Source organism: Deinococcus roseus (assembly GCF_014646895.1).
GTDB classification, from domain to species: Bacteria; Deinococcota; Deinococci; order Deinococcales; family Deinococcaceae; genus Deinococcus_C; species Deinococcus_C roseus.
The window spans coordinates 99,467-109,839 of sequence record NZ_BMOD01000017.1; the positions used below are offsets into that span (position 1 = coordinate 99,467).

Genomic DNA, 10,373 nt, shown 5'->3' on the forward strand with positions numbered 1-10,373 from the left:
TCCTGAAACAGGGGCGTTGATCTGATCATGCACCCCAGGATGTCACCAGAAACCTGCAGCCAACCATGAAAAAGTGTTAATGAAGGCCATTTACAGCTTCGACGATGTGTTTGAAGAAATCCACATCCAGCAATGCCAGCGACAGTTCTGTGCCCTGCTGGGCCTGCAACACTTTCTGCTCACAGATCTGAAAGAACGCCCGACGGTTGCACAGACCGGTCAGGGGGTTTTCATGGGCCTGCCGTTCAAATTCCCGGCCCTGCTGTTCCAGCTTCTGGTAGAGCTGCAGGCGTTCCATCCCCAGCGAGGCCAGTTGCCGGTTGGCCTGCTCCAGTTCCCGTGTGAGGGTCTGGGCCAGCAGGGGCATGAAAGTCTTCTGCTGTTCTTGCAGTTCACAGTTTACAGCCACCCGCAAACCTCTTCCAGCACCGATGGGCCCGTGTCCATGGGCCAAAACGTCAATATGGCAGTACACTGTTATTCAAGGTTTCACATTCCCTGCTTTCACTCCCGGAGGGGTTCCTGGCATGTCCTCTTCTCAAAACGTTCCCGCACTCTCCAGCCAGGTGCTTCACCGCATGCTGCACGAGAGTTCCGATGCCATCTTGCTGATGACCTACCCGATGGGGGATCCCCATCCGACCATCACGTACATCAACCGCACCCTGCTTTTGCGCACCGGGTTTTTTCTGGATGAATTGCTGGGGGAAAGCCCTGAAGTGCTGCTGCACGCCTCGGTTCGGCAAGACCATTTCCTGCGCCTGATGCACCGCATGCAGCAAGGCAAAAACACCCGTGACACCGTGAAAGGCACCACCCGCGACGGTCAGGTGCTGTGGACCGAACTCACCATCTCGCTGCTGGAGGGAGACATGTGGCTGATGGTGGCCCGGGACGTCACCCAGCAGGTGCAGTACCAGCAGGAATCCCTGCAGCGTGCCCACCAGCTTGAACAGATGCTGCACCATGCCGGAAGTGTGCTGCAGATCATCTCCAGAACAGGAGACAGGGTCTACACCTCGCCTTCCTGCATGCACCTGTTCGGGTACACCGCAGAGGAAATGCAGGACCTGGATTACAGCAAACTGGTGCACCCCGAAGACCTTGCACTCGTTCTGGAAGCAAGGCTGCAGCTCTTTCAACAGGATGAGGGACCTTCTGAACCCATGGAGTACCGCATCATCACCCGCGCCAGAGAAGAACGCTGGGTGTCTTCGGTGGTGCGCCGGGTGGAACTGGGACCCGAAGACTGGGAGTTTCACCTCACCACCATGGACATCACCGACCGCAAATGGGCCGAACTCCGGCTGCACCAGCAGCTGGAACGTTACCGCGCCCTGCTGGACCTGACCTACCAGCTGGAAACCGTGACCGAGCCGGATGTTCTGTCGGTCAGCACCCTTGAATTTTTGCTGCCCCTCACCGAGTTTCAGTGCGGCTCGTTTGTGCGGGTGTCAGAAGAGGGGCTGTCTCTGATTCGCACCCTGGGAAAAGGCGAAGAGGAATTCCGCACCCTGGTGCAGCAGGTGATGGACAGCATGACCGCCCAGGAGGTGCCCGGAAACCTGCCTGCCCTGAGCCCTGTGTTTTTCAGCAACCGCAACGAACACCACCTGCAAACCCCTCTCGGAGAGCAGTTTCCATCTGTGGCCATCTTGCCCATCGTGGCAGGACAGACCCTGTGTGGAGTGATGTTCATGGGAAGCCGCGTTCCCCAGCCCATCAGCGATTCCACCCGCAGGCTGTGCACGGCCGTCACCGAACGGGTCAGCCTGGGATACCACCGCCTGCTGGACCTGGAACGCCTGAAAGAAGCCCGGGAGGAAACCCTGAGGGCCATGGGGCTGGTGCTGGAATACCGGGACTTTGAAACCAAAGGCCACACCGACCGGGTGGTGCAACTCTCAGAACGTCTGGGGCAAGCGGTCAAGCTGGACCAGCAGCAACTGGACGCCCTGCGTTTCGGGGCCTACCTGCACGATGTGGGCAAGGTGGCCATCCCGGATCAGGTGCTGCTGAAACCTGAACGCCTGAATTCCCAGGACTGGGGCTTCATCCAGCAGCATCCCGGTGTGGGCTATGACCTGCTGCACCACATCCCCACCCTGCCCACAGAGGCACTGGAAGTGGTTTTATACCACCAGGAACGCTGGAATGGCAGCGGTTACCCCAAAAGCCTCAAAGGGCAGGACATTCCCCTGCTGGCCCGCCTTTTCGCAGTGGTGGATGTGTACGACGCCCTGGTCAGCGAACGGCCCTACAAACCCGCCTGGAGCCATCAGGAGGCTGTCCATCAGCTCAGGGAAGAAGCAGGCACCCTGCTGGACCCAGATTTGGTGGAGGCTTTCTTGAAGATGTTGAACAGCGAGCAAAAGCATTGAGGCGTGCCACGCGTCTTGTGTCTGGAGCGCAAAACACCAGCATTCTGGTCTTGAATGGTTTCCGAGGGGCGCAGCGTGCTGCGCCCCTACAATTGTGGTAACAAATTTCTGCCTTCTGCGTCTTGCCCTCGGCATCCTTGCCTTCTGCCTCAATGCGGTGTGATGGCCGGAGCAGGCAACTTCACCACCACGGTGGTGCCCTTTCCCAGATCACTTTCCAGATGGATTTCCCCACCATGTTCCTGCACAATCCAGCGGGCAATGGGGAGGCCCAGTCCGGTCCCACCGGGATCCTTGCCCAGTGCGGAGTGGTCTGCCCGGAAATACCGTTCAAACACGCGGTGCAAATCTTTTTCGGCGATGCCAATTCCGGTGTCGGTCACATGCAGCAGCACCCACCGGTCATGGTCTTGCAGGTCCACGGTGACTTTGCCTCCGTCCGGGGTGTATTTGAGGGCGTTGCCCACCAGAATCACCAGCAGTTGCTTCAGGCGGTCTGGATCTCCCTCCACCACGCATTCTGGCACATCTCCCAGCTGCAGTTCACGCTGGCCCCTGATGGATTCAAAGTCCCTGAGGGTGTCTTGCACCAGCTGGTCCAGCCGCACCTCGTCCTGCACCATCAGCATGCCGCTGCCAGAACGGGCAAGGTGCAACAGATCCTGAACCAGACGTCCCAGGCGGGCAGCTTCCCGGTGACAGTCCTGGATGATCTCCCGTTTTTCTTCTTCCGGGATGTCTGCGTAACGCAGCAGCACCTCCAAATTGCCCTGAATGCCTGCAATGGGTGTTTTGATTTCATGCGAAGCGTCCGACACAAAACGCCTGTGGCCTTCCAGCAGGTGTTGCAGGCGTTTCTCACTGGCTTCCAGTTCCAGTTCGGTTTGTTTGCGACGGGTGATGTCCAGGCCCACCGTGAGGCTTTCCAGGGCCTGCCCCTGGTCATCCCAGGTGAACACCGTGGAGCGCCCGAACAACCAGCGCCAGTGTCCATCTTTGTGTTTCAGGCGGTATTCGTCTTCAATGCTCTCTCCAGGCTGCAGGTTTTTGATCCTTTCGGTCACCCCCATGATTCTGGGCAAATCTTCCGGGGGAACCAGGGTGAATTGCTGCTCAGGGGTCATGGCCTGAAATTCTTCTGGCGTGAACCCCAGCACCAGGGTGGTGTAGAGGTTGCGGAACACCACCTCTCCGGTCTGGATGTTGCGGATCTGGATGGTGGCTGGAACTTCATCGGTGAGTTGCTGCAGGAACCGTTGCTGGGTCAGCGCACGCTGTTCGGCTTTTTTCTGCTCGGTGATGTTCAGGGAGGCGTTTCCCACCCCCAGCCAGCGGCCATCTGCGGCCTTGACTGGAAAGTGAAAAGAGCGCCACCACTCGCCTGCAGCGGTCAGGTATTCTCTGGGGGCCAGGGCTTTCCCGGTCCGGTGCACCTCCTCGATCACCTGGCGGAAGATCTCGGTGTACTGGGGAGAGACCTCCTGAACGGTTTTGCCCAGGTAATGTTCACGGGTGGTGTGGGAGGCCCGTTCCTGGTGGCTGTTCATCATGATGATTTCACCCGAGAGGTCCATCACATTGATGGCCATGGGGAGGTGTTCCAGAATGGCTGCAAGGTGATCTGCAGAACTCTCCAGAGGTTTGACCCGGCCCAGCCAGCCTGTCACCTCTCCAGCATGCCTGAGGGGATGCACCTTCAATTCGTACCACAGGTGCTGTTGTGTGCGGCCCCTGGCCCTAAAAGCTGTCTTGAACGGTTGATCCCCCTGAAAATGCTGGGACAGAAAAAGGGCAATCCGATCCTGGTCTTCGGGGTGCAGCATGTCTTCCAGCTCTGCAGGATCTCCAGGGTGCGCAGGAAACATTTGCAAAAACAGCTGGTTGTTGATGAATTCCGTGCCTTCACGGTTGGCCAGCCAGGCCGGTTCATCCAGTGCATCGAGCATCTGGCAGGCCATGGGGTCCACCCGCTGGAGGGGGCCAGAAGTCATGATGCTCCCTGCAATGCCCTGTTCATGCGTTCAGTGTACCCAATGATGCTGTCACCGAACTGTCATCCTGAATGCTTGCTTCACGCTGGCCTTCCCAGCTGGAACTGAAACAGGTTTTTCAGGAACCCTCACCCTCATGCTCCAAAAGCCTGTGCTGCAAGGCACCATGGGCTTCCCGGACCAGGACTTGCTGCCCTTCACGTCCTCCCCATTCCTCCAGGTTGTGCAGTTCATCCAGCCACATCAGCGGTTGTGTTGCGGCCGCCTCAAGGGCAGTCTGCACCTGTTCCACCAACCTTTCTGGAATCCAGGCCAGCAGCACACCTTCGCTGGCTTTTTCACCAGGCAAATAAGCAAACCAGGTGTCCCATGGGGGCATGTAAATTTCATCGATGAACCCCTTTGAAGCCGGGACCCCTTCTCCCATGTAGGTGTCGGTTTCTTCTCCCACACAGAGGATGCGGCCTCTGAGGGTGGGTTCTCCCGCAGCGTTCAAGAGGGTTCTGCGTTTCTTAAGCAGGGTTTCAATTTCAGGGGCATTCAAAACAAGGTATCCCCAATCTTCTGGGTAATTCTGGGGCCTCAGCACAGCCGACCGCAGGCAGTTCTGCAGGGAAACCGAGTAGGTCATGGAGCGGTGATTGTCCAGCGGAATCACCCTCACTTCTGGTTCTTCTGCCTGATTCAGGGTGTGGTCCAGCAGGTGCTGTTCACACCAGAGACGGGTTTCCTGCAAGGCCTGCCAGTGCTGCTCCCAGAGCAGGGTCATGAATTCCACTTCCCACTGCTGAACACCTGCACAAACCTTGAAAACCGGTGTTTCTGTCCTGCTGTTTCGTTTTTCATGCTTGCTCCTTTTTCCTGGGGTTCCAGGCCGCACATCAGGTGTTTGAGGGCTGCATCTGGTGTTGCAGGGTGCGCAGGGTGACCAGCATCCACAACAGCACCAGAACCCCCACCAGCGCAGTTGCCATGTGCCTCAGCAGGGTCAGGTGGGTCACATCTGCAAGGGCAAAGGTGGCCGCGCTGAACACCCCCACCGGAAAGGTCAGTCCCCACCAGCCCAGGTTGAACGGCAGCCCGGTTTTCAGGTAACGGCAGGTGGTGAGCAGGGCCAGCACCAACCACCAGCATGCAAAACCCCACAGCACCAGTCCTCCCACCAGTCCGATGCCCTGCAGCACCGGGGTGAGGGATGGCAAATTCTGGGCTGCCAGCACGGGTCCAGCAGCCCCTCCCAGTTGCAGCAAGGCCAGGGCAGCGGTGGCCAGTGGCCCAATCGGCAAGAACATGCTGAGGGCCATTTCACGCCCAGGCAACTGGTGCTGGGTAAGTCGCAACACCAGCACGGTCAGCAGCATCAGGGCCAGCGGCACCGAGAAAGCCCACAGCACATAACTGGTGCACAACATTCCCCAGGCGTGCTGGGAGAGGTGCGGGATCAACAGCCCGGCACTGGCTGCAGTGACTTCCGGGGCCACCACCGGCAAGAGCCACAGGGCGGTCATTTCTTTCAGGGGATGCTGGCTGCGGGTGAACATGCGGTAAGGCACCAGCGTGCAGGTGATCAGGGCCAGCACAGCGTCCAGCATCCACAGATGCTGAGCAAAGGGCACCACCCTGCTGCCCCACAAAGGCAGCCCGTATTCCAGCAGGCCATTGATCACGGTGGCAAGGCCCATGGGGACAGCGCCCAGAAAAAGGCTCTGGGTGGGGTGGTCGAGCACCTGTCGGGTTTCTGTGGGGTACAGCAGGGCCTTGAGCCCGAACAGCACACTGAACCCGCAGAACAGCAGGGCATTCAGCATCCACAGCAGTTCACCGGTTTTGAACGCCGCTTCCCAGGGAAGCTTCCCCATCATCAGGGCGAGAATCCCGGTGCCCATGGTGATGGCATAAAGGTTGGGGGAAAAGTGCTGCACCAGAGGCAGGTGAAAGCTGGGATGAACGGTACGGTGCTGCATGGGTCTCAGCATAAAAGCCCTAAGATATCAAGGTCAAATCGAATTTTTGTCTGTTTTATTCAAATTTTTGATATCATGCGGGCATGCAGGTCAATCCTGAGCACCTCCTCACCTTTCTGGTGGTCGCAGAGCACGGCAGCCTCACCGCCGCTGGTGAACAGTTGCACCTCAGTCAGCCCGCCATTTCCAGCCAGCTGAAACAACTGACCACCGTGGTTGGAGAACCCCTGTTCCAGCGGCACCGCCACGGGGTCACCCTCACCAACACAGGACAGGGGCTTCTTGAACACGCCAGAACCGTGCAACGTGCCCTGCAAGGGACCCGTACTTACCTGCAAGACCTGCAGGGGTTGCAAACCGGAAATTTGCGGGTGGCGGCCAGCCTGACCATTGCAGCCACCTTGTTGCCTGGCATGCTGGCCCACTACCACCAGCAGCATCCGGGGGTGAAATTGCAGGTCCGGCAGGGCAACACCCGTGAAGTGCTGAATTTTCTGCTGAACAGCACCAGCGAACTGGCCCTGATTGAAGGCCCTCCTCCCCTGTTGCCCACAGATGTGCACTCTTTTGTGTTCCATCAGGACCATCTGGTGCTGGTGGCCAGCCCACAGCATCCCCTGGCCCATGAGCAGGTGCAAACCTCAGACCTGCAGCATCTTCCGGTGATCTGGCGGGAAGCAGGATCCGGCACCCGTGAAGTGGCAGAGCGTGCCCTGCAACAGGCAGGCCTTCAGGTGCAAACCGTGCTGGAACTCGCAGGCACCGAAGCCGTCAAAGAAGCGGTGCTGCAAAACCTGGGGGTGGCTTTCCTCTCTGAACGCTCGGTGCAGCGGGAAGTGCAAACCGGTCTGCTGGTGCAGCTTCCCGTTCCCCTGCAAGGCCTGCAGCGGGAATTCCGGGTGGTGGGTGGGCCTCCTGCCACCCAGTCCAGAGCCGTGCAGGCTTTTCTGACCCTGCTGCAGGACACCCCCTCATAACACCGTGATGTGGTTCCTCTGTTGCCGTTTGGACTGGTAAAGCCCCTGATCGGCCTGATGCACCAGTTGCAGCGCATCTTCACCCGGACGGGGCACCTGGGACTTGACCCCCATGCTGAGGGTGATGTGCTCAGACACCTCTGAAGCAGGATGGGAAAGCTTGAGGGCCGCCACGGTGGCCTGAATGCGCTCGGCGACCCGTCTGGCTCCCTCTGCCGTGGTTTCTGGAAGCACCACCACGAACTCCTCGCCGCCATAACGGGCCACCATGTCGCCCGGACGGTAAGCCGCCTGGAAAAGCGCCTGGGCAATGGACCTCAGGCACTGGTCCCCGGCCAGATGGCCGCAGGCATCGTTGTACTTCTTGAAGAAATCCACATCGCACATGATCAGGGCAAGGCTCTGGCCTGAACGCTGGTGCTCTTTCCACGTGCGCTGCAGGTAATCGTCGAACGCCGTGCGGTTGTACACGCGGGTGAGGCCATCCATCAAGAGGGATTTGCGAAGCTCCCGGTTGGCCTCTTCCAGCTGGCAGGTGCGCTCCTGCACCAGATGTTCGAGTTCTTCTGAGTGACGGATCAGCTCCTGGGTCCTGACCATGTGGTGGATGCTGCGGGTCACCAGGTAACGGAGCAGCTCTTCATCGCCACCCCAGTCCGGGGGTTCCACCATCATGAAGCAACCATAATGCTCGTCATTGACGTAAATCGGGTGCACCTGCCAGTTGAGGGAAGCTCCATCCCGCAAGAGCACACCTGGCAACAAATCACAGGCTTCCAGCACCTCGCCTTCCTGACCCACCCCTCCGCTGCTGAGTTGCACCTTCACCCGGTTGCCCGGCTGCCGTCCAAACTGGTCGTAGAGGGCCAGCATGAAGTGCTGGAGTCCAATGGAAGGCAGGCTGTGCTTGAGTTCAGAAAGCAGGCCTTCCAGGGTGTCATGTGCCCCCATGGAGGTGCCCACATGGGACAGGTGCCGCACCTGGCGCAATTGCCCCACCGTCTGGCGGGTTTCCAGCCGCACGATGCGTTCAGACACCAGCTGGCTGGCCTGCAACCCCAGTTTCAGGGCTTTCTGCTGCTGGTCTGCAGGCAGACAGGCACTGGTTTCACTCCAGCCAAGCAGCAGGTTCTGAAAGCGCTCCAGCTGAACTGCACTGTCCACCGTTTGCAAAGTCTGCTTCCAGAAAGGCAAAAACGCATTCTGGATTCCATTTAATTGCTGCAGAAAAGCAGCAAAAAGTTCACCCTGAGGATCCAGCTCCTGCAGGTCTTCCAGTGGGATTTCGGGCAAGGTCCGGTTGCCACAGGATTCCCGGATGACCAGCCGGGAAGGCACCTGCACATCTGCTCCGGGAAGGCCCTGCATCATGTCCAGCAGAAGCCGGGCGGCCACCCTGCCCATCTCTGCAACAGGTTGCCTGACGGTGGTGAGGGGAGAAGGTGCAGACTGCCCACTCTCCACATCATCAAAACCCACCACCGCCACATCCTGCGGAACCTGCAGGCCATGTTCCTGCAGCACCCCCATCACCGCGACAGCCATGTCATCATTGGCGCACACCACGCAATCAAAATCCCGCTGTCCATCCTTCAAAAACTGCAGCATGGCATGCCTTGCTGTGGGAGGGTAAAAATCCCCATTCAGACAGTGGTCTTCCCTGAAAACCACACCGTGGTCCTGCAAAACTGCCCGGAAGATGTTTTCCCGTTCACTGGAATCCGGGTTGCCTTCCACGCCCTGCATGAACACGAATTTGCGGTGTCCCTGCAGCACAATCAGGTGCTCCATCAGGTCCTGCATCCCCCTGGAATTGCTGGCCTGCACCGTGACCACTCCGGGCAATGCCCGTCCAAAGCCCACCACCGGAAGGTGCCTGAACGGCTGCAAAAACGCCCGCAGTTCTTCATCGGTGCTGTGGTTCCCCAGGGTGGAGGTGAGCACAAAAACCCCCTGGTGCCCCTGGGGTTGCACCATCTGGTAGATGTGGTTGCTGGTGGCATACACAGGATGGGGATGGTGCAGTTCCCGGCCCACATAGGTGGTGGTGCTGACCCCTGCAGCATGCAAAGTCTCTTGCAGGGTTTTCAGGACGGTTTTCTGAAAAGGACCAATCCAGTCTGTCAGGATGGCAACGTTGGGATGCTGGTGGTCCATGGGGCTCCTCCGAAAACGGGGTGGAATTCCAGCCTGTTATACTGCGTACAACCTGTCAGAAACCTTTTCTGCTCTGCAACCCTGTTCAGGTGGTTTTGAGGTCCAGCCACCAGCCCATGCTGGCTTCAGACCACCAGACTTGCAGGTAAGGCTCTGCATCCCGCAGGGTGGCCGCCACCAGCCCAGCAGGTGCAATGGGGTAAACCTCATCGTCGGGCCACATCATGGGCCAGGGGTTCATCACCAGGGCCACATCGGGACCGCTCCACCAGGGCCAGGGCTCGTACCCCACCAGGGTGTTGTAGGTGTCTTCCAGATCTGCAGGAAGTTGCCAGTCATCCATGCGAGACAGTCCAAGGCCACGCAGCCAGCGTTCCACTTCTGTGGATCCATAAAGGCAAATGGCCTGAAGGGGAGGCACACTTTCTTTCAACTGGGCATACAGCGGCTCTGCGCCTTTGACCCGATGCGCTTTTGGCAGCACAGAAAACCCCCCGGTTCCCTCCCGGTTCTGGTGACGGTACACCGTCAGGCCCTGAGAGGGCACTGGAACAGCCTGTGCAGTCAGGACAAACACAGGTTCTGCAGTCTGGTGGTGTTTGAAAGGGCCAGCCTGCACAAATTCACCACCCCAGTGGCCCACAATCCCGGAAGGGGTTTCGGTGGTGGTGAGGAGCAAAGCATCTCTGGTCAGCCGCCGGGCTTCTTGCTGCAACAGGTCTTCTGCATTCATCTCTTCCAGTTTATCCAGGAAAAGGGAAGCGAAATCCCGAGAAAACCCCCAAAATAGCGACACCTTTGTGTGGTTTGGCCTTTCAGGGTAGGGATACCTTTGTGTGGTTTGGCAGATCTTCTGCATGGGAAAACCCTGGTACAGCCTTGCATGCCTTTCAGTAAAACCTG

At 58.7% G+C, this 10,373-nt stretch carries 8 protein-coding genes; 2 read left to right on the forward strand and 6 right to left on the reverse strand.

Annotated elements, in window-relative coordinates; genetic code table 11:
* Nucleotides 1-76: 76 nt before the first annotated feature.
* Nucleotides 77-409 (reverse strand): GGDEF domain-containing protein, encoded by a 333-nt coding sequence (locus tag IEY52_RS18430; protein WP_189005168.1) that lies wholly within the window; start codon nucleotides 407-409, stop codon nucleotides 77-79.
* Nucleotides 410-527: 118 nt separating this feature from the next.
* Here IEY52_RS18430 and IEY52_RS18435 point away from each other — a divergent pair, with 118 nt between their 5' ends.
* Nucleotides 528-2,381: an HD domain-containing phosphohydrolase gene (locus IEY52_RS18435; protein ID WP_189005170.1), complete on the forward strand. Its 1,854-nt coding sequence runs from the start codon at nucleotides 528-530 to the stop codon at nucleotides 2,379-2,381.
* A 149-nt stretch (nucleotides 2,382-2,530) separates the two neighbouring features.
* On the opposite strand, the gene IEY52_RS18440 is transcribed toward IEY52_RS18435, so the two are convergent.
* The 3 genes from IEY52_RS18440 to IEY52_RS18450 all read right to left on the reverse strand — a co-directional run bounded on the left by IEY52_RS18440 (nucleotide 2,531) and on the right by IEY52_RS18450 (nucleotide 6,336).
* Nucleotides 2,531-4,372, reverse strand: coding sequence for a PAS domain-containing sensor histidine kinase (locus tag IEY52_RS18440; protein WP_189005179.1), 1,842 nt, complete (start codon nucleotides 4,370-4,372; stop codon nucleotides 2,531-2,533).
* A gap of 118 nt (nucleotides 4,373-4,490) precedes the next feature.
* On the reverse strand, nucleotides 4,491-5,141 hold the full coding sequence (locus IEY52_RS18445) for a hypothetical protein (RefSeq protein ID WP_189005181.1): 651 nt from the start codon (nucleotides 5,139-5,141) through the stop codon (nucleotides 4,491-4,493).
* Between the two features lie 112 nt (nucleotides 5,142-5,253).
* On the reverse strand, nucleotides 5,254-6,336 hold the full coding sequence (locus IEY52_RS18450) for a TDT family transporter (RefSeq protein WP_189005183.1): 1,083 nt from the start codon (nucleotides 6,334-6,336) through the stop codon (nucleotides 5,254-5,256).
* A gap of 83 nt (nucleotides 6,337-6,419) precedes the next feature.
* Here IEY52_RS18450 and IEY52_RS18455 point away from each other — a divergent pair, with 83 nt between their 5' ends.
* Nucleotides 6,420-7,313, forward strand: coding sequence for a LysR substrate-binding domain-containing protein (locus IEY52_RS18455; protein WP_189005185.1), 894 nt, complete (start codon nucleotides 6,420-6,422; stop codon nucleotides 7,311-7,313).
* Here IEY52_RS18455 and IEY52_RS18460 read toward each other — a convergent pair.
* Both IEY52_RS18460 and IEY52_RS18465 read right to left on the reverse strand, forming a co-directional pair.
* Nucleotides 7,308-9,470, reverse strand: a complete 2,163-nt coding sequence (locus tag IEY52_RS18460; RefSeq protein ID WP_189005195.1) for a diguanylate cyclase domain-containing protein — start codon at nucleotides 9,468-9,470, stop codon at nucleotides 7,308-7,310. The genes IEY52_RS18455 and IEY52_RS18460 overlap by 6 nt on opposite strands.
* Before the next feature lie 85 nt (nucleotides 9,471-9,555).
* The gene (locus IEY52_RS18465) at nucleotides 9,556-10,203 is read right to left on the reverse strand and encodes a hypothetical protein (protein ID WP_189005197.1); all 648 of its coding nucleotides are present in this window, start codon (nucleotides 10,201-10,203) and stop codon (nucleotides 9,556-9,558) included.
* Between the last annotated feature and the right edge of the window lie 170 nt (nucleotides 10,204-10,373).

Coding starts and splice junctions, on each gene's coding strand:
- IEY52_RS18435 (WP_189005170.1), top strand. CDS start 528: ATGTCCTCTTCTCAAAACGTTCCCGCACTCTCCAGCCAGGTGCTTCAC.
- IEY52_RS18440 (WP_189005179.1), bottom strand. CDS start 4,372: ATGACTTCTGGCCCCCTCCAGCGGGTGGACCCCATGGCCTGCCAGATG.
- IEY52_RS18445 (WP_189005181.1), bottom strand. CDS start 5,141: ATGACCCTGCTCTGGGAGCAGCACTGGCAGGCCTTGCAGGAAACCCGT.
- IEY52_RS18450 (WP_189005183.1), bottom strand. CDS start 6,336: ATGCAGCACCGTACCGTTCATCCCAGCTTTCACCTGCCTCTGGTGCAG.
- IEY52_RS18455 (WP_189005185.1), top strand. CDS start 6,420: ATGCAGGTCAATCCTGAGCACCTCCTCACCTTTCTGGTGGTCGCAGAG.
- IEY52_RS18460 (WP_189005195.1), bottom strand. CDS start 9,470: ATGGACCACCAGCATCCCAACGTTGCCATCCTGACAGACTGGATTGGT.
- IEY52_RS18465 (WP_189005197.1), bottom strand. CDS start 10,203: ATGAATGCAGAAGACCTGTTGCAGCAAGAAGCCCGGCGGCTGACCAGA.